Annotated in this window: 16 protein-coding genes and 4 pseudogenes; 7 read left to right on the plus strand and 13 right to left on the minus strand. The window is 71.2% G+C overall.

Translation table 11 applies throughout. The features are described from left to right. Window positions 1-143: 143 nt before the first annotated feature. Window positions 144-677, minus strand: coding sequence for a hypothetical protein (locus ACQ86G_RS09780; protein ID WP_431260389.1), 534 nt, complete (start codon window positions 675-677; stop codon window positions 144-146). A gap of 157 nt (window positions 678-834) precedes the next feature. Further along, window positions 835-2,963 (minus strand): annotated as a pseudogene (gene fusA / locus ACQ86G_RS09785) (elongation factor G). Window positions 2,964-3,328: 365 nt separating this feature from the next. Between fusA and ACQ86G_RS09790 the strand changes: the two are divergent. After that, window positions 3,329-4,368 (plus strand): annotated as a pseudogene (locus ACQ86G_RS09790) (PQQ-dependent sugar dehydrogenase). A gap of 64 nt (window positions 4,369-4,432) precedes the next feature. Here the strand turns inward: ACQ86G_RS09790 and ACQ86G_RS09795 are convergent. Both ACQ86G_RS09795 and ACQ86G_RS09800 read right to left on the minus strand, forming a co-directional pair. After that, the gene (locus tag ACQ86G_RS09795; RefSeq protein ID WP_431260390.1) at window positions 4,433-4,942 is read right to left on the minus strand and encodes a GNAT family N-acetyltransferase; all 510 of its coding nucleotides are present in this window, start codon (window positions 4,940-4,942) and stop codon (window positions 4,433-4,435) included. Further along, entirely contained in the window at window positions 4,933-5,514 is a 582-nt protein-coding gene (locus tag ACQ86G_RS09800) for a GNAT family N-acetyltransferase (RefSeq protein ID WP_431260391.1), read from the minus strand. The genes ACQ86G_RS09795 and ACQ86G_RS09800 overlap by 10 nt, the downstream gene beginning before the upstream one ends. Before the next feature lie 76 nt (window positions 5,515-5,590). On the opposite strand from ACQ86G_RS09800, the gene ACQ86G_RS09805 reads away from it, so the two are divergent. Then, entirely contained in the window at window positions 5,591-6,385 is a 795-nt protein-coding gene (locus ACQ86G_RS09805; RefSeq protein WP_431260392.1) for a TetR/AcrR family transcriptional regulator, read from the plus strand. Window positions 6,386-6,502: 117 nt separating this feature from the next. Here ACQ86G_RS09805 and ACQ86G_RS09810 read toward each other — a convergent pair whose 3' ends face one another. Then, a complete protein-coding gene (locus ACQ86G_RS09810; protein WP_421037313.1) occupies window positions 6,503-7,135 on the minus strand; it encodes a GNAT family N-acetyltransferase in 633 nt (210 codons plus the stop codon). Window positions 7,136-7,399: 264 nt separating this feature from the next. Further along, window positions 7,400-8,631 (minus strand): annotated as a pseudogene (locus ACQ86G_RS09815) (GGDEF domain-containing protein). Window positions 8,632-8,672: 41 nt separating this feature from the next. Here ACQ86G_RS09815 and ACQ86G_RS09820 point away from each other — a divergent pair. Next, window positions 8,673-9,749 carry a lactonase family protein gene (locus ACQ86G_RS09820; RefSeq protein WP_431260393.1) on the plus strand — a complete coding sequence of 359 codons (1,077 nt, stop codon included), beginning with the start codon at window positions 8,673-8,675 and terminating at the stop codon, window positions 9,747-9,749. A 12-nt stretch (window positions 9,750-9,761) separates the two neighbouring features. Here ACQ86G_RS09820 and ftrA read toward each other — a convergent pair whose 3' ends face one another. Further along, window positions 9,762-10,775: a transcriptional regulator FtrA gene (gene ftrA / locus ACQ86G_RS09825; RefSeq protein WP_431260394.1), complete on the minus strand. Its 1,014-nt coding sequence runs from the start codon at window positions 10,773-10,775 to the stop codon at window positions 9,762-9,764. Between the two features lie 101 nt (window positions 10,776-10,876). On the opposite strand from ftrA, the gene ACQ86G_RS09830 reads away from it, so the two are divergent. Continuing rightward, window positions 10,877-11,296 (plus strand): rhodanese-like domain-containing protein, encoded by a 420-nt coding sequence (locus tag ACQ86G_RS09830; protein ID WP_431260395.1) that lies wholly within the window; start codon window positions 10,877-10,879, stop codon window positions 11,294-11,296. On the opposite strand, the gene ACQ86G_RS09835 is transcribed toward ACQ86G_RS09830, so the two are convergent. Beyond that, entirely contained in the window at window positions 11,290-12,237 is a 948-nt protein-coding gene (locus ACQ86G_RS09835) for an AraC family transcriptional regulator (RefSeq protein WP_431260396.1), read from the minus strand. The genes ACQ86G_RS09830 and ACQ86G_RS09835 overlap by 7 nt on opposite strands. Window positions 12,238-12,356: 119 nt before the next feature. Between ACQ86G_RS09835 and ACQ86G_RS09840 the strand changes: the two genes are divergently transcribed. After that, on the plus strand, window positions 12,357-13,238 hold the full coding sequence (locus tag ACQ86G_RS09840) for an oxidoreductase (RefSeq protein WP_431260397.1): 882 nt from the start codon (window positions 12,357-12,359) through the stop codon (window positions 13,236-13,238). 104 nt (window positions 13,239-13,342) lie between these two features. On the opposite strand, the gene ACQ86G_RS09845 is transcribed toward ACQ86G_RS09840, so the two are convergent. The 5 genes and pseudogenes from ACQ86G_RS09845 to ACQ86G_RS09865 form a co-directional block, all read right to left on the minus strand. Further along, window positions 13,343-13,768, minus strand: coding sequence for a CreA family protein (locus tag ACQ86G_RS09845; protein WP_431261366.1), 426 nt, complete (start codon window positions 13,766-13,768; stop codon window positions 13,343-13,345). 91 nt (window positions 13,769-13,859) lie between these two features. Beyond that, window positions 13,860-14,759: an acyltransferase family protein gene (locus tag ACQ86G_RS09850; protein WP_431260398.1), complete on the minus strand. Its 900-nt coding sequence runs from the start codon at window positions 14,757-14,759 to the stop codon at window positions 13,860-13,862. Between the two features lie 136 nt (window positions 14,760-14,895). After that, a pseudogene (locus ACQ86G_RS09855) lies at window positions 14,896-15,048 on the minus strand (hypothetical protein); the annotation flags it as partial. Between the two features lie 185 nt (window positions 15,049-15,233). Continuing rightward, complete coding sequence (locus ACQ86G_RS09860; RefSeq protein ID WP_331613410.1) at window positions 15,234-15,581, minus strand: antibiotic biosynthesis monooxygenase family protein; 348 nt, start codon at window positions 15,579-15,581, stop codon at window positions 15,234-15,236. Next, complete coding sequence (locus tag ACQ86G_RS09865; protein ID WP_431260399.1) at window positions 15,578-16,552, minus strand: hypothetical protein; 975 nt, start codon at window positions 16,550-16,552, stop codon at window positions 15,578-15,580. The genes ACQ86G_RS09860 and ACQ86G_RS09865 overlap by 4 nt, the downstream gene beginning before the upstream one ends. A gap of 51 nt (window positions 16,553-16,603) precedes the next feature. Here ACQ86G_RS09865 and ACQ86G_RS09870 point away from each other — a divergent pair, with 51 nt between their 5' ends. Further along, window positions 16,604-17,311 carry an ArsR/SmtB family transcription factor gene (locus ACQ86G_RS09870; RefSeq protein WP_431260400.1) on the plus strand — a complete coding sequence of 236 codons (708 nt, stop codon included), beginning with the start codon at window positions 16,604-16,606 and terminating at the stop codon, window positions 17,309-17,311. After that, on the plus strand, window positions 17,308-18,105 hold the full coding sequence (locus ACQ86G_RS09875; RefSeq protein WP_431260401.1) for a DUF72 domain-containing protein: 798 nt from the start codon (window positions 17,308-17,310) through the stop codon (window positions 18,103-18,105). The genes ACQ86G_RS09870 and ACQ86G_RS09875 overlap by 4 nt, the downstream gene beginning before the upstream one ends. Window positions 18,106-18,141 lie beyond the last annotated feature (36 nt).

The raw sequence follows: 18,141 nt of genomic DNA on the forward strand, positions 1-18,141 counted from the left end.
ATCAAGCGCAAGTGATTTTGCTCGGGCGTTGTCCCAGGGCGACGGGACGCGCGCAGGCGTGCGCCGGCCTTGCCGGCGCGATCGGATCAGGGGCGGAGAGTGCGGGGGAGGGGCGGGGGAAGCGCGTCAGCGCTTCTTGGCCTTCAGCGGTGCGATGCTCCGCTGCAGCTTGTGCCAGTCGTCGACATCGGAGGTCGCGGGCGCAGCGGCCTTGGGGGCCGGCGCCGGGGGGCGTTCGGTGCGGGCGGGGTGAGCACCTCGCCCAGCAGGTCCAGCAGGCGCGTGCGCGCCCGTTGCGGGTGCCGGCGGTAGTAAGTCAGCACCAGGCCGACGATGAAGCGTTCGTCGTCGTCCTGCGGCAGGCTGGGGGAGTTGTCGGCCGGGGCGGGCCGGCTCGCGCTTGATAAAGCCGTGTTGCTCTGCGAGGTACCGCCGACCGCCGGTGCGGCGGTGCCGAGCGGACCGTGTTCCTGGTCCATCCAGCCGTTGGGCTTGTGGGTCAGTTGTTCGAACTGGCGCGCCAGCCGCTCGCCGATCTGCCGCGACCGGCTCTTGATCTGGCTCCAGTAGCTGGGCTGGATCTGCAGGCGCTCGGCGAAACGGCGCTCAAGGCCGCGCAGCGCGGCGGCATCGGGATGTTTGATCGTCGCGGAGACAAACTCGTCGAACAAGCGCATCGCGTTGTCCAGGCGGATCTGCGCGACGTCTCGGTGGGCGGAACACATCCCCCAATGATAAAGCTTCGTTCACAATCGCCCGGCCCCGCCCCCGGGGCTCGCGCCGTGCCCATCGGCGTGGTAGCGCTACGGAAGAGAGGCGAGCAACCTCCGGACGCTATTCCTCGTCCTTCAGGTGATAGCCCGCCGCCAGTTGCGCCTGCGTATTGGGGGGCACCGCCTCGTAGTGGGACAGCACCATCGTGTAGCGCCCCTGGCCGCTGGTCATCGCGTTGAGGCGGTTCTGGTAGGCGCTGAGTTCCGCCAGCGGCACCAGCCCGTCGACGCCGAGCTGCCCCGGCACGCTGCCGCGCGTCCCGAGCACCTGGCCGCGCCGCGATGCCAGGTCGCCGGTGATGTCGCCGGTGGCGCTTTCCGGCGCGCTGATCTCGACCTGCACGATCGGCTCCAGCACCACCGGCCGGGCCTCGCGCACCGCCGCGATCAGCGCCCGTTTGCCCGCCGTGATGAAGGCGACTTCCTTGGAGTCCACCGAATGGTGTTTCCCGTCGAAGACCGTCACCCGCAGGTCGACCACCGGATACCCGGCCACGACGCCCTGCGCCAGCGCCTGCCGCACGCCTTTCTCGACCGCCGGCATGAACTGGCCGGGGATCGTGCCGCCCTTGACCTCGTCGCGGAACTCGAAGCCGGCGCCGCGCTCCAGCGGTTCGATGCGCAGCCACACCTCACCGAACTGGCCCGCGCCGCCGGTCTGCTTCTTGTGACGGTAATGGCCTTCCGCCTTCGCCGAGATCGTCTCGCGGTAGGCGATCCGCGGCGGCTGGGTCTGGACGTCGAACTTGTAGGTCTCCTTGAGCCGGTCGAGCAGCACCCGCAGGTGCAGTTCGCCCAGCCCGTAGACCAGCGTCTCCCCGCCCTGCGGGCCGAGTCCTTCCTCATTGCCTCCGCGCTCCAGGCGCAGGCAGGGTCCTCTTCGACCAGGCGCGTCAACACCTCCCACAGCCGCTGCTCGTCGCCATGCCGGCTCGGCCGGATCGCCACGCCGTGCACCGGTGTCGGCAGCGCGATCGGCGCCAGGTGCAGGTGCTCGTCCTCCTGCGCGTCGTGCAGCACCGCGTCGTAGTGCAGCTCGTCGATCTTGGCCAGCGCGCACAGGTCGCCGGGCAACGCCTGCTCGATCTCCACGTGCTCCTTGCCCTGCAGCATGAACAGATGCGCCACCCGCACCGCCTTGCGCGCGTGACCGACGAAGAGCTGGGCGTTCTTCCTCAGCGTGCCCTGGTGGACGCGCAGCATCGCGAGCTTGCCGAGGTAGGGATCGGACTGGATCTTGAAGACGTGCGCGACGACATGCTGCGCCGGATCCATCGCGACGATCAGCGGTTCAGCCTCGTCGCCCTCGCGCCGCATGAACTGCGGCGGATTGGCCTCGTACGGGTTGGGCAGCAGCTTCTCGATCACGTCGAGCAGCTCCGCCACGCCCGCGCCGGTGCGCGCGGACACGAAGCAGACGGGGATCAGATGCCCCTCGCGGAAGGCCTGTTCCAGCGGCGCGTGCAGCTCGGTGGCCGGCACGTCGCCGTCGTTGAGGTAGCGGTCGACGAAATCCGGATCGACCTCGACGACCTGCTCGACGAGCGCGCGATGCGCCGCGTCGACCGAGCCGAAGTCGCTCTCGCCGCTGCAGCCGAAGAAGCAGTCCTGCACCCGGGTGCCGCCCGCGGCGGGCAGGTTCAGCGGCAGGCATTCGCGACCGAAGGCTTCCTGGAGCTGGCCGAGCAGCGCCTGCGCGTCGACGCCGGGCGCATCGATCTTGTTGACGATGATCAGCCGCGTGAGGTCGCGTCCGGCCGCCGCGTCCATCATCCGGCGCACCATCAGTTCCAGCCCGTTCTGCGCGTTGATGACGACGGCGACCGTCTCGACCGCCTCGAGTGCCGGCAGCGCCTGCCCGATGAAATCGGGCGCGCCCGGCGTGTCGAGGAGATGGATGCGCAGGCCGTCGTGCGTGATGTGCATCTGCGAGGCCTGCAGCGAATGCAGCATCCGTTTCTCAAGCGGATCGTGGTCGCTGACCGTACTGCCTTTCTCGATGCTGCCGGCGGTCTTGATGGCGCCGGCCTTCAGCAGCAGGGCCTCGGCCAGCGTGGTCTTGCCGGCGCCGGCCGGACCTGCCAGCGCGAGGGTGCGGATCGCCGCGATGCCGGGATGCCGCGGCACCGCGGCGCCGCCTGGGCTGCCGGCGGAGGGGCCTTCCGTGTCGGGGGAGGGAGTGGGGGACATGGCTCGTTCCTCTCAGGCAAGAGTTGGACGTGGGTCTGGAGCCGGACTGCGGCCAGCGTAGAGGAAGCGCCCGGCCTTCACAAGGGAGGGGCATGGGCGCACCGATTGCATCCGCTTGCAACTCCGACGCGGGGTCGGCCTAGACTCATCGTCTTCACGGCGTCGTGACGCCGTCGTGGGTGGCGGGTTCCTCGGCCGCCCCTTCGATCAGCACAAGGAGAACGGGCATGAGCGTGGCGGAATGGATGTCGGCGCTGGCGGTCGCGATGGCGGCCACGGCCTGCGGCGGAGGGAGCGGCGCGAGCGCCGGGGGTGACGACACCGCCGCGCCGGCCCAGCCCGGCGGCGGCGCGGCGGCGCCGTCGATGCAGACCTTGAACAGCACGCTCGACCGCCCCTGGGGCCTCGTGCAGCTGCCCGACGGCCGGCTGCTGGTGACGCAGAAGGGCGGCACCATCGTGCGCCTGTCCGCGGCCGGCAAGACGGAGGCGACGATCTCCGGCGTGCCCAGGGTGCTCGACAGCGGGCAGGGCGGGCTGCTCGGCATCACGATCGATCCGGACTTCGCGACCGCGGGCAGCAACTGGGTCTACTTCTCCTACTCGGAAGCGGGCACCGGCACCGAGGCCGGCAAGGCCGGCACGACGGTCGCGCGCGGACGGCTCGAGGGGACGCCCTCGCCGGCGTGCAGGTGATCTTCCGCCAGGCGCCGAAGGTCGACGGCAGCGGGCATTACGGTTCGCGGCTGGTCTTCGCGCGCGACAAGACGCTCTACATCACGACCGGCGAGCGCATGAAGGGCAGCCCGTCGCAGGACCTGCAGCAGACGCTGGGCAAGGTGATCCGCGTGAACCGCGATGGCAGCATCCCCGCGGACAACCCGAGCTTCGCCGCGGGCGCCAAGCCGGGCATCTGGAGCTACGGCCACCGCAACATCCAGGGCGCGGCGCTGCATCCGCAGACCGGCGAGCTGTGGATCACCGAGCACGGTCCGCAGGGCGGCGACGAGGTCAACATCGCGCGCGCCGGCCAGAACTACGGCTGGCCGGTCAAGAGCTACGGCTGCGAGTACGGCTCGCCGGTCGGCGACGCCTGCCGCATCGGCGGGGGCACGCATGCGCCGGCCTATGTCGAGCCGCTGACCACCTGGACGCCGATCTCGATCGCGCCGGCGGGGCTGGTCTTCTACACGGGCAGCCTGTTCCCCGAATGGCGCGGGCAGCTGATCTCGGGCTCGCTGGCCGGCACGGCGCTGTGGCGCATCGCGCTGAACGGCGACACGGTCACGGGCAAGGAGAAGATGTTCGGGGACCTCGGCGAACGCTTCCGCGACGTGATCCAGGCGCGCGACGGCGCGCTGCTGACGGTGACCGACGGCGGCAAGTTGATGCGCTTGTCGCGCTGAGGCAGGCGCCCGGAAGTCCGGAAGCCCGGACGTGCTGCCGGGCCTCAGTCCCGCCGGTTCCCGCTCAGTCCAGCCGTTTCCAGTACAGCGCGGTGGATTGCAGCGCCCCCTGGGGGTTGGCGGCGAAGGACGGGATCTCGCCGGCGCGCTGGAAGCCTTGCGACTGATAGAAGGTCTCCGCGGCCGATCCGGCCTCGGTGTCGAGCGTCAGCAGGCTGAGATCGGCATCCCGCGCGGCCTGTTCGAGCACGGACATCAGTTGGACGGCGACGCCGCGCCGCCGCGCGTCGCGATGGACCATCAGCTTCATCACGTCCGCGCGATGCCGCTGATTGGGCTTGCCGCAGATCGACAGCTGCACCGTGCCGAGCACGCGATCGCCGTCGCGCGCGATCCACAGCCGATGCCGCGGACCAAGCTGGTCGAACACGCCTTCCCAGTATTCGCGCATCTGCGCCTCGTCGACGTCCTCGAGGAATCCCAGCGAGCCGCCGCCGTCGACGACGTCGAAGAACAGCTCGCCGAGCGCCGGCATCCAGTCGCGGTCGGTAGCGCGCAGTTCGATCAGGTCCATGAGGGGTCCTTGGGTTCCGGGTTCAACGGCGGGAAGGTGGGGACTGGCGCGCTGGCGGCGGCGACCCGCAAGGACTTGCCGAGGCATGCCGCGTCCTCGCGGCCGACGTGGCTCCCGTAGTTGGGGATCTCCGAGTAGCCGTGCCGTCGATAGAAGCGCAGCGCGCGCCCGTTGACGCGGCGCGTCTCCAGCCAGATCGCGCGATACCCCATCCCAAGGGCCTCGCGTTCCAGCGCCACGAGCAGCGCGGCACCGATGCCGCGCGTGCCGTCGCGGGCGAACATCCGCTTGAGCTCGCCCACCGGCGCATCGCCCGCCTGCGCGAGCGGGCGGATCGCACCGCAGCCGAGCAGCGCGCCGTCGGCGCCGCGTGCCACGAGGAACACCGACCGCCCCGCCGGCATCGACGCGGGCTCGAAGCCGCTGGCGCCGGAATCGCCGCTGAGCGAGGCCAACCGCTGGTTGAGCTGGTGCATCAGCAGCACCGCATCGGGGTGCGTGACAGGGACGGCTTCGAGCACCGGCCCTGCGGCTGTCGCGTTGGCATGGTCAATCGCAGGCAGTTGTGGCATCGTTCAGTCTTCATTCAAACCGTCGATCAAATACTAACCAATGGTTAGCAAATCCACAAGCGGCAGCCGCGCGCCGATGCCGGATCCGCGCCCGAGCGGTCCGAAGGGCCTGCACAACACCCCGGGCGTCGTGCAGGCGGGGCCGACGGGCCCGGCCGATGCGCGCCCCCAGGCCAAGCCCCAGCCGCGTGTGCGGCAGAAGGTGGCCAGGCCGGACGGGCCGCTCAAGCGGCAGGCGCAGCGCAAGGCGAAGAACGAGGGCGACCTCGGCCTCGACCTCGACGCCGACGCGGGGGCCGCCCTCGACGCGGGCGTCCCGCCCACCGCCTCCCAGCAGCGGCGCGCCGCGCACAAGCTCGCGCTGGAAGCGGGGATCCTGTCCGCGGCGCGCGAGCTCTTCGCCGAGCGGGGCGCGGACGCGTTGACGCTGCGCGACGTGGGGGCGGCGGTGGGGTACTCCCACGCGACGCTCTACAGCTTCTTCCACGACAAGGGGGAGTTGCTCGCCCGTCTTGCCGATGACAGCCTGCGGACGCTGCTCACGCGGCTGCAGGGGGCGTCGGACGGCGCGGCCTCAGGCGGCGAAGCCGCGGCGGTGGCGAGGGCCTTCGTGAACTGGGGCTTGCAGCACCCGCACGACTACCGTCTGCTGATGCTGGACACGCCGGTCGCCCTGCGTGAATCGCTGATCGCGGGCCTGGACGGGTTGATCGCCTCGGCGGCGTTGCCGGCCGCGCGCGCCGCGGCGCTCTGGGCCGGGCTGCATGGGCTGGTGATGCTGGAGCAGGGCGGCCTCGCCGCGCTGGGCGGTGTCGCGGCGCGGGCGAAGCGTGTCGAGGCGCTGCTGGCGGGCCTGCTGGCTGCGCGTTGACGACGGTGCTCCGACGGCGCTCAGGAGGCGCTCAGGAGGCGCTTGAGGCGCGCCGAGCGACGCCCGCCCGAGCGCAGGCCCCGATGTGCCGGACGTCCGCGCGTCCGGCGCTGCGGCTCAGACCAGATGCGGCAGGCGCTTGTAGTACAGCGCGGCGGCCTGCAGCTGGCCCTCGGCGCCGTGGCAGTGATCGGGGATCTGGCCGGCGCGCTGCCAGCCCAGGTGCGCGAACACCGCTTCCGCCTGGGAATCGGCGCAGGTCTCGAGCTGCAGCAGGAAACGCCCCTGCGTCGCCGCCGCGCATTCCAGGCGCGACATCAGCTGGCCGGCCACGCCGCGGCTGCGTTCCTGGCTGTGCACCATCAGCCGCTGGACTTCCCCGCGGTGGTGCGCATTGGCCAGCGGGCACAGCGACAGCTGGACGGCGCCCAGCAGGCGGCCGGGGCCTTCGGACTCGCAGGCGATCCACAGCATGTGGTGCTGGCCCAGCCGCGCGAAGACGCCATGCCAGTAGTCCAGCGCCTGGTAGCGCGACAGCGGGGCCAGGAAGCCCAGCGTGGCGCCGAGATGGACGTTGTCGATCAGCAGCGTCGTCAGGGCGGGCAGCCATTGCAGGTCGCGGGAGGTCAGCTTGACGACCTCCATCGGCGCGCGCTGCAGGTGCTGCGACGCGGCGGCATCGCTGGCCAGCGGATTGAGGGCGCGCGGGGCTCGAGCGTGAACGGCCGTGGGGCTGAGGGCGACATGCATGGCGGGAACTCCAGGTCTGGGTACAACGTCGTCCCGACCCCTTTCGTGGAGGGTGCTGGGACCTGGAAAACCCTGATGCAAACGTCATGCCAACCGGGCGCCGGCGCACATCGACTGGGCGATTGCCGCGCGACCGGAGCGGTGTGCGTGAAGCGCGTCACGCCCGGAGGACCCCGAGCCGGGAGGCCTGGGCCCGATCGGGCTCGATCGGGCCCTGTCCAGGCGCCGCCGCAGCCGCTGGCGCCGGGAGCGCGGGGGCCCTCTTCAGGCGGGCACGGCCACGCTGAGCTCGGCCTCGAGCCCCGGTTCGGCGCACAGGCGCCCCTTTCCCTGGCGTTTGGCGGCGTAGAGCGCCGCTTCGGCGCGGTGCAGGAGGTCCTCGATATTGCGGTCGCCGTTGCGCAGCTTGGCCCATCCGGCGGAGTAGCCCAGCGTGAAGCCGAGTTCGCGCGGCGCGAGTTCCAGCAGCGCCTCGCGCTGCCGCCGGTCGAGCGCGGGCGGTCCGACGAGGTCGGAGCGCGCCATCAGCACGGCGAAGCGCTGGCCGTCGATCCGGGCGACGACGTCGCCCAGGCGCTTCTGCTCGTCCAGGCAGCGGCCGAACAGCGCGATGGCCTGGTCCCCTTGGCCTCGCCGTGCGTCATGTTGATCGCCTTGCAGCCGTCCAGGTCCATGACGAGCAGCATCAGCGGCTCGCTGTAGCGGCGGGCCATCGAGATCATGTCGACCGACCGCTGCTGGAATGCGCGCCGGTTGGCCAGGCCGGTGGACGCGTCGATCTGCGTGAGGCGGCGCAGTTCGGCTTCGCTCTCCCCGCGCCAGGCGACGAGGACCGCGACCGCGGCGGACAGCACGCAGACGTTGGCGGCGACGGCGAAGATCATGTTGAGCGGATGCGGCGCGTCGAAGCTGGGCAGGTGGGCCGTGTCGAAGCCGGCGAGGTAGGCGCGCGCCAGGTTCAGCACCGCCAGCAGGCCGAGGCTGACGGTGAACAGCAGCCGCCAGCGCAGGTTGCCGACCGGACCGCGCTTGACCGGTTGCATCAGGCTGGCCCCGAGCGCCAGCATCTGCAGCCCGATGCAGCCGTTGGACCAGGCCAGGCGCAGCGCGTAGTTGTCCCAGCCGGCGCCGTAGCCGACCATGACGAGCGCCGGCATGCCGTACTGGAAGAGCCGGCCGAGTCGGCCGGGCAGCCAGCGGTCGGCGGCCATCCACAGCAGCGTGACGCTGCCGCTGAGCAGCCCGAGCGCGACGATCGCGGTCAGGCGCATGCCGTCGGGCGGCAGCAGCAGCAAGGCCCAGCCGGCGGCCTGCGCGGCCGCGCTCAGTTGCGCGCGACGGGCGGCGATGCTGTCGCACCAGCCGAGCAGCAGCGGCAGCAGCAGCGCCAGCGCCAGGGACTGGATCAGCATCAGGCTGAACAGCGTCGGGACGTCGAAACGCATACGCGCGGCGCCCGCCGGCGAGGCGGGCTGGAGCTGGTCGTGACGGGGCATTGTGGCCGTAAAGTCGCGCTCCGATGACCCCCTCGACCCCCATGATCCCTGCTCCCCCGCCCGAGGGCTTGCCGTTCGCGTACGCCGGCGGTTATGCGCCGCAGTGCGGCGGGATCCACGCGCTGGTGCGCGACGCCGACGGCCGCGTGCACGCGCGCCTCGCGGCGGCCGTGCCGGGCAGCCCGACGTGGTTGCACCTGACCGACGGCGGCCGGCGTCTGCACGCCCTGCTGGAGGACGGGCACGAGCTCGCGACCTTCGATGTCGATGCGGCAGGCGCGCTGACGCTGCTGTCGCGGCACGCGACGGGCGGCGCGTTGCCGGTGCATCTGGCGCTGGACGCCCGCGTCGAGGGCGGGCACGCGTGGATCGCGCACTACGGCGATGGCTCCCTGCGCCGGGCCGCGATCGGCGCGGATGGGGCGCTCCGGGCGCCGGATGCCGTCATCGCGCCCCGGTCCGGTGTCGGCGCCGCCGCGACCGGGAACGGCACCGAGACCGAGACCGCGGCCGCGCACGCGCACATGGCCCGCTTCCATCCGCGCTGGCCGCTGATGCTGGCCACGGACCTCGGACGCGATCTGCTTCGGGCGTGGCGACTCGGGACCGGCATGGCAGAGCCCGTGGAGCTGGAAGGTCTCGTGCTCCCGGCGGGCTCCGGGCCGCGTCACTTCGTCTTCCATCCCCGCAACGACGGCCATGTCTATCTGCTCAACGAGCAGGCGAACGCGCTCGACTGGCTGGGCCTGGACGAGGCGGGCCGTCTCACGCATCGGCTGCGCCTCAGCAGCCTGCCGGCGGGCTTCGAGGGCCTGAGCTACGCATCGGATTTGCTCATGGCGGCGGACGGTCGTCGACTGTTCGCGCTGAACCGTCTGCACGATGCGATCGCCGTCTTCGATCTCGACGAGGCGGGACGACCCGCCTGGGGAGGGGAGACCTGGACGCAAGGGAGCTACCCGCGCAGCGCGACCGTCAGCCCGGATGGCCGGGAGCTGTGGGTCTGTCTGCAGCGCAGTCACCAGATCTGCGTGTTCGAACTCGAGGGCACGGCGCTGCCGCGCTTCGACGGCCGCTTCATCGCCATGCCGGGTGCCGCCTGCGTCGTGTTCCGCTGACGATCTGCGCGTTCAGCCGAACTGGCGTCGATACCGTGACGGCGCTGGCAGCCCCATCAGCCGGAAATGCCGCCGCATCGACTCCGGCGAGCCCAGGCCGGCGAGGTCCGCCACGGCCTCGACGTCGAGCGCCTCGCGCGTCTCCAGCAACTCCTTGGCGATGGCGACGCGCTCCCGGGTCAGCCATTCGAGCGGTGCGAGGCCGGTGGTGTCCTTGAAGCGGCGCTGCAGCGTGCGGGCGCTCATCGCGGCCTGACGGGCCATCGACGCGACGGTGTGCAGCTCGCGCGGATGCGCGCGCAGCCAGTCCTGCAGCACGGCGATGGGACTGGCCTCCTCGGAGGGCATCGGCCGGGGCACGAACTGCGCCTGCCCGCCGTCGCGGTGAGGCGACATCACCAGCCGCTGCGCCACGGCGTTGGCGATGCGCGGACCGTGATCGCGTCGCACCAGGTGCATCAGCATGTCGAGCCCCGCGGCGGATCCCGCCGAGGTGATCAGCGCGCCCTCGTCGACGTAGAGCGCGGACGGATCGACCTCGATCGACGGGAACTCCCGCGCGAGCCGCTCTGCGTAACGCCAGTGCGTGGTCGCGCGCTTGCCGTCGAGCAGCCCCGCATGCGCGAGCACGAAGACGCCGGAGCAGATCGTGCACAGCCTGGCGCCGCGCGCATGGGCGGCGCGCACCGCGTCGAGCAGCGCTCCGGGCGGCCGCTCGGCGGCGTCGCGCCAGCCGGGAATGACGATGGTGTCGGCGCGGCGCAGCATCGCCAGCGTGTGCGGGGCCTCGATGCGCACGCCGCCGGTCCCGCGCAGCGGGCCGGGCTCCGCGGCGCAGATCGCATGGCGGTACCAGGCGACGCCGAGTTCCGGGCGGTCGAGCGCGAAGAGTTCGACGGCGCAGCCGAACTCGAACATGCAGAGCCGGTCGTACGCGAGGATCGCGACGAGAGGCGGCTTCGCCGGTGTCGACGAGGCAGGAAGGGGCCGGGCCTGGGATCGAGTGGTGGCGGTCTCACGTGGCATGGCGCGATGTTACCGGTCAATGTCTTTCCTGCCACTCGATCGATCCGGAGGATCTCACGACACTGACCCTCGTCGATACAACACCGCTGAAGGAAACCCCGATGAGCTCGAACATCTCCGCCGTTCCCGCCGCGCCCAGCGCCCAGGCACTCGCGCACTTCGCGCAGGCATTCGCCTTCGAGACCGATTGCTGGGACGTGCACGACGCGTTCGCGCGCGGCGTCGAGGACTTCGTGCTGCTCGATGTCCGCAGCCACGAGCTCCACGCCCGCGGCCACGTGCCCGGCGCGGTGAGCCTGCCGCACGGCAAGATCACCGAGGGCAAGATGGCCGCGTACCCGATGGACACGCTGTTCGTCGTCTACTGCGCCGGTCCGCATTGCAACGGCGCGCACCGCGGCGCGATCCGGCTTGCGACGCTCGGGCGGCCGGTGAAGCTGATGATCGGCGGATTGACGGGCTGGATCGACGAGGGATTCGACGTCGCCCGCCAGGCGACGCCCGAAGTTGCCGCTCAGTGAGAGGACACGAACGGTCCGTCGTCCTGCGCCGGCAGGGCGAACGAGGCCTTCAGGCGCGCGACTTCCGCCTGTGGCGCCTGCCCGAACAGGCGGCGGAACTCGTGGCTGAACTGTGAGGCGCTCGCGTATCCGACGCGGTCGGCGGCCGCGGCCGCCGTCATGCCCTGCCGCAGCATCAGCAGGCGCGCCCGGTGGAGCCGCGTCGACTTCAGGTACTGCATCGGCGTGGTCTGCGTGACCGCCTTGAAGTGGGCGTGGAAAGCGGCGAGTCCCAGGCCCGCCTCGCGCGCCAGGCGCGAGACGTCCAGCGGCTCGGCGAAGTCCGCATGGATGCGCCGGAGCGCCAGGGCGATGCGCCCGAGGTGCCCGCGCTCGCCGAGCACGCTGCGCAGCGTCGCCCCCTGGGGGCCGTCGAGCACGCGGAAGTACAGCTCGCGCAGCAGCGCGGGCCCCAGCACGGCGGTCTCGACGGGATCCGCCATCGCTTCGAGGAAGCGCAGCAGCGTGGCCTCGATCCGGTCGTCCATGGGTGAAGCCTCGAGTCCGAGCGCTCCGGGCGCGCTCGAGTCATCGTCGCGCGCCCCTCGACTCCGATCGATCGCGAGGGCGACTTCCGCCGCCAGCGTCTGGTCCAGTCGCAGGTAGACGGCCAGCAGAGGCGCCGCCTCGCTGGCGTCCGTCTCCATCGTGAACGGCACCGGCACGGCGACCACCAGGTAGTGCCGAGCGTCGTAGACGATCGTCCGATCGCCGACGAAACCGCGCTTGCGGCCCTGGCAGACGAAGACGATGCCCGGCTCGTAGAGCACCGGCGTGCGGTCGAGCGGGCGGTTGCTGCGCAGCCACCGGACCGAGTCGATGGGGCTCACGGTGTAGCCCTCGTCCGGCGCCAGCTGGCGCAGCAGGTCGCGGATCTGGCGTTGGCGGTGGTCGTCGGTCATGGGATGCCGTGAATTCTCGTCTCCGTGAGGACCGGTCGGCGGCAGCATGGAGGAATAGGCAAGACCGGCAGGCCCCTGGGCCTGCGCAAACGGCCCGGCGATTCCTAGCATTCCCTGCCATGAACACGACCCCCACCAACTGTCCGCCGTCGACGGCGCGATCCGCCAAGACCTTCCTCATCACCGGCGTCAGCAGCGGCTTCGGACGCGCGATCGCGCAGCGCGCGCTGACGGACGGCCACGTCGTCGTCGGCACGGTGCGCAACGCCGAAGCGGCGCAGGCGTTCGAGCGGCTCTGTCCGGGCCGGGCGCACGCACGTCTGCACGACGTGACGGCGCTGGCGCTGGCGGCGCCGCTGGTGACGGCCATCGAGGCCGAGGTGGGCCCGGTCGACATCCTCATCAACAACGCGGGCTACGGGCACGAGGGCATCCTGGAGGAGAGTCCGATCGACGACCTGCTGCGCCAGTTCCAGGTCAACGTCTTCGGGGCGGTGGCGATGATGAAGGCGGTGCTGCCGTTCATGCGAGGCCGTCGTTCGGGTCGCATCTTCAACACGACGTCGATGGGCGGCTTCATCACGATGCCGGGCATCACGTACTACTGCGGCAGCAAGTTCGCGCTGGAGGGCCTCTCCGAGGCGCTGGGCAAGGAGGTCGCGGACCTGGGCATCACCGTCACCGCGATCGCGCCGGGGTCCTTCCGGACCGACTGGGCGGGACGGTCGATGGTCCGGTCCGGGCGCAGCATCGCCGACTACGACGCGATCTTCGACCCGATCCGCGCGCGGCGGCAGGCCGTGAGCGGTCGTCAGCTGGGGGATCCGGCGCTGGCCGCGGGCGTGATCGTGGACCTCGCCGTCGGCGCGGAGCAGCCGCCTGCGCATCTGCTGCTGGGCAGCGACGCGCTGGGGCTGGTGCAACAGAAGCTGACGTCGATGACCGCGTCGATCGACGCGTGGCGCGCGGTGACCGTCAGCACGGATGCGCCGCTCGGATGACGGCGCGTGGCGCCGCCAGTGCCGGGAACGGTCGGTGACGTCCCTCGGTGAGGATCAGCGGCGGCCCCATGGCCCGACCGCCGCCATGGCCCCCTTGGCGGTCCTCACTTCACCGGAATGACGGTCCCCCGATCCACCGGCACCGCGGTCACGCTGTTCTGTGGCGAGCCTTCGATCACGCGGTCCGAGTAGGTCAGGTAGACCAGCGTATTGCGCTTCGCATCGACCATGCGGACGACACGCAGCCGCTTGAACACCAGCGAGGAACGCTCCGAGAAGACTTCTTCCTGCTTGGGCAGCGGCTTGGGGAAGCTGATCGGGCCGACGGCGCGGCAGGCGATCGACGCTTCCGACTTGTCCTCGGCCAGGCCGAGACCGCCCTTGATGCCACCGGTCTTCGCGCGCGACACGAAGCAGGTCACGCCGTTCACGGCGGGATCGTCGTAGGCGTCGACGACGATCTTGTGGTTCGGGCCGACGAACTTGAACACCGTGCTGACTTCGCCGATCTCCTCGGCGCTGGCGGCCATGCACGCGGAGGCCACGAGGGCCAGCGCGGCAGCGCCGATGGACAGGATCGCCGTGCGGCGGGCAGGACGGGAATGGCCGGAAGGACGAAGGCTACGCATGCTGAGGACTCCTTGGATCCGCCGTTGTAGCACGCGGGGCCTCGGCGAATTGCGACGGGATCCAGCGGTCCCGCAAGGCCAGGAACGGCAGCTCCACCCACCGGTACAGCAGCCAGCCGCCGAGCAGGCAGGCCGCCGCGATCACCGGCACCGTCCAGCCCGAGGCGCGCATCAGGCCGATCGCCGCGAGCGGTTTGACCAGCGCAAAGGCGATCGGCTTGTGGGTGAGGTACAGCGCATACGACCAGCGCGCCAGCGCGTTGGCACCGGGGACCTGGACACACGCCATCGGCCCTTGCGGCGGGAGCACGGCCAGCACCATCAGCCCGAAGCTCCAGGCCAGCGCGCTGTAGCCCCAGCTGCTCATCGCATGGCCGTAGCCGTAGTCGTCGATGTAGTAGCCGTGCAGCATCAGGGTCAGCATGCCGAGGCTGGCCGCCACGCCGATCGCGAGCAGCGTCCTCGCGCGCCGCATCAGCGCCGCCCAGAGGTCCGCGTGGCCGTGCTTCATCAACGCGATCGCGACGCCGGGCAGGAATTCATCGAGTCGCGCGAGGCTGCCGTAGTACAGGTGCGGGTAGTAGCCGAGCGACGGGTCCTGCGTGCCGTACAGGCGCCACAGGTGGTCGCGCCAGACGACGGCCGCCAGCGTCAGCACGCCGATCAGCGACCAGGCCAGCGCGCGGCGGTGGCGCTTCAGCGCCGCACCCAGCATCAGCGCCGCCGGCAGCACCAGGTAGAACTGCTCCTCGATGCACAGCGACCAGGCATGCGAGAAGGCGGTGCCCGGCGTCAGCGCGATGTTCTGGGTGAAGGTCAGGAAGCGCCACAGCGGCGGCGGCTCGCGTCCGCCCATCACCTGCGGGAACAGCCAGTACAGCGCCAGCACCACGTAGAAGTTGGGCAGCGTGCGCAGCAGGCGCCGCCCGTAGAAGCGCGGCAGCGAGAGTTGCTCCCCGTTTCATGCCGCCCATCAGCTGGTTCGCGATCAGGTAGCCGCTCAGCACGAAGAACAGGTCGACGCCTGTCCAGCCGATGCGGCTCAGCCAGCCGAAGGTCGGTGCGCCGCTGACGAAGACCTGGTAGTGGTACGCGAAGACCAGCAGGATGGCGGCGGCGCGCAGCGTGTCCAGGCCGTGCTGGCGCGGTGAACCCGTGGCGGGCAGGGAAGGGGAGGACATGAGCGGAGTCGGGCCTCGAGGCCGTGTCGTGTGAGCGGCGGCGATTCTCGGCGCGCTGCCCGACGCCGGGACGGATCGTGCGACGAAATCGTCGGAGCGGACGACGACACCCCGGCGGAAGGCGCGTTACGAGCGTTACGCGCAAGGCCCGGCGCGACGCGCGCCTGCCCGGGAGCGCGGCGGGCTCATCCGCGATGCCGCTCGCGGCTGTCCGGTGGCGCCTGCTCGCGTTCGGTCATGCCGTAGTCGCGCAGCACCGACGCGACACGCAGCCGGTAGTCGGCGAAGACGCCGGCGCGGCCCTCGGATTGCGCGCCGCGATGCGCCTCGATGCGGCGCCACTCGCGCACCGCCTCCTCGTCGCGCCAGAAGGACAGCGATAGCAGCTTGTCGGGATCGGTCAGGCTCTGGAAGCGTTCGATGCTGAGGAAGCCGTCGACCTCCTGCAGCAGAGGCTTGAGTTCCGCGGCGAGTTCCAGGTAGCGGTCGCGTCCATCGGCGCTGGGGATGACTTCGAAGATGACGGCGATCATGAGCGGGGCTCCTTGTCCAGGTTGTCCTGGTCGTCCAGGATGTCCAGGATGTCCAGGAATTGCGGGATGTCCATGTTGGGCAGCGACAGCGGTGCGGCCGGCTCCGGAAGGCGCAGGCCGGTCTGCTCCGAGAGCCAGTTCAGTGCCGCGAGCAGGCTGGTGAGTGTCAGGCCTTGCCCGGGACAGCGGTGGGCGCCGTCGCCGAAGGGATGGTCGGTGCCGGACAGCGGCACGCTCACGGGCTCGGCGGGGACGTGTCGCACGTCGAAGCGCCGGGTCACGCGCACGGCCCCGTCGTCGCGGGCGATGCGGAGCAGTCCGTCCCGGGAGGGCATGCGACCGGTGGCCCGCCATTCGAGCAGTGCGTGCCCGAGCAGTGCCGCGCCCGCCTCGTGGCTCTGCCAGATCAGCGCCAGCCGGTTGGCGGTGAACGCCGCGCGGTCTGTCCATCGCTCAGGGGCCGCGTGTCGAAGCAAGGTCCATTGCAATGGCGCGTCCGGTGAAAGACGCTCCGCATCGTCGAGCGCTTTCAGCCATCCGGCGACGGCGTCGCCGCCCGCGCGGACCGCGTCGGTGCCGGCACTCGCGCCCAGGCCGGCCGCCATCGCGCGCAGGGCGGCATGCAGCCGTCGTTGCGCGTCGACATCTCGGATCTCGAGGCCGAGCAGGCTCGCGACCGTCGACGCCGGAACGGCCCAGGACCAATGCGACCAGCCGCCCTGCAGCGCGATCGCGGCCTGTCGCCGCGCATGGGCGCGGACGTCATCGTCCGAGAGCGCCTGCAGCGCGCGCGTCAGCGCCGCCTTCTCGGGCGCATGCGCGGTGTCGTCGCGCTGGCGCAGCCAGCGCGCGAAGACGTCGGCCAGCGGCCCGCCGTGCGCGCGCAGCGGCGGCGGCAGCGGCTCGCCGGGCGGCCGCATGCGCAGGTCGGGATCGAGCAGCGGCGAATGGAAGGGGCAGGAGGAGGTCATGGGGGAATCTTCGCGATGGATCGCCAGGAACGCTTCGCTTAGCATCGAAGCATGATTGACGCCCCCACCGCCGACGAGGCGCTGGCCCACATCGCCGCCAGCATGGCCGAGCCGGTACGCGCGCGCATGCTCTGCTGCCTGATGGACGGCCATGCGCGCACGGCGACCGAACTGGCCGCCGTCGGCGACGTGGCCGCGTCGACCGCCAGCGCGCATCTGGCCAAGCTGCTCGGACAGGGCCTGGTCGGCTGCATGGCGCAGGGCAAGCACCGCTACTACCGGCTCGCCGGGCCCGAGGTCGCCCAGGCGCTGGAGGCGATGCTGGTGCTGGCGGGGCTGCCGCGTCCTCGCTTCGAGCCCAGCACGCCGCCTGCGCTTCGACAGGCCCGCCGTTGCTACGACCACCTGGCTGGCCATTGGGGCGTGCGCCTGCACGACCACGCGCTGCGTCTGCAGTGGATGGCGCCGGACCCCGACGAGGCCCGCGGTTACCGCTTCACCGGCGCGGGCCTGGACGCGCTGCGCGAGCTCGGCGTCGATGTCGTCGCCGCCACCGGCGCGCGCCGTCGTCGCCTGGCCTGCGCCTGCATGGACTGGAGCGAACGGCGCCCGCATCTCGGCGGCGCGCTCGGCGCCGCCTGGCTGCAGGCGATGCTGGCGCAGGACTGGCTCGACCCCGATCCCGACAGCCGCGCGCTGCGCGTGACGCGCCGCGGACAGACCCGACTCGAACGACTTCTGGAGGACACGACGACATGAGCACCTCGATCCACGTGGGCATCGGCGGCTGGAACTTCGAGCCCTGGCGCGAGACCTTCTATCCCAAGGGGCTGCCCGCCTCCCGCGAGCTGGAATACGCCAGCCGCCAGTTGAGCGCCATCGAGGTCAACGGCACCTACTACTCGACCTTCAAGCCGGCGACCTTCGCCAAGTGGCGCGACACCGCGCCGGAGGGTTTCGTGTTCTCGCTCAAGGCCAACCGCTTCGCGACCAACCGGAGCGTGCTGGCCGAGGCCGGCGAGTCGGTGATGCGTTTCATCGACAGCGGCGTCGCGGAGCTCGGCCCCAAGCTGGGACCCATCGTCTGGCAGTTCGCCACCACCAAACGGTTTGATCCGGCCGATTTCGGGGCCTTCCTGAAGTTGCTGCCGAAGGACTCCGCGGGCGTCCCGCTGCGGCATGCGCTCGACGTCCGGCACGAGAGCTTCCGTTCGCCGGAATTCCTGGCGATGGCGCGCGACCACGGGGCCGGTGTCGTCTTCACCGAATCGGACGACTATCCGCCGATCCCGGACCTCACCGCCGACTTCGTCTACACGCGGGTGATGCGCACGCGCTCCGAGCTCGTCACCGGGGTCACGGAGGAGGAACTCGACGGGCTGGCTGCCAGCGCGTCGCGCTGGGAGTCCGGCGGACAGCCCGACCGGCTGCCGCTGGTCGAGGCCGACCGCACGCCGCCCAGGCGCGCACGCGACGTGTTCGTCTTCTTCATCAGCGGCGCGAAGGAGCGCGCGCCGGCCGCGGCGATGGCGCTGATCGACCGTCTGTCCTGAGCGCGAACGCAGGCGTTCCCCATGGCCACGTGGGTC

It is taken from the genome of Roseateles chitinivorans, from assembly GCF_050632145.1.
Lineage (GTDB): Bacteria > Pseudomonadota > Gammaproteobacteria > Burkholderiales > Burkholderiaceae_C > Roseateles > Roseateles chitinivorans_B.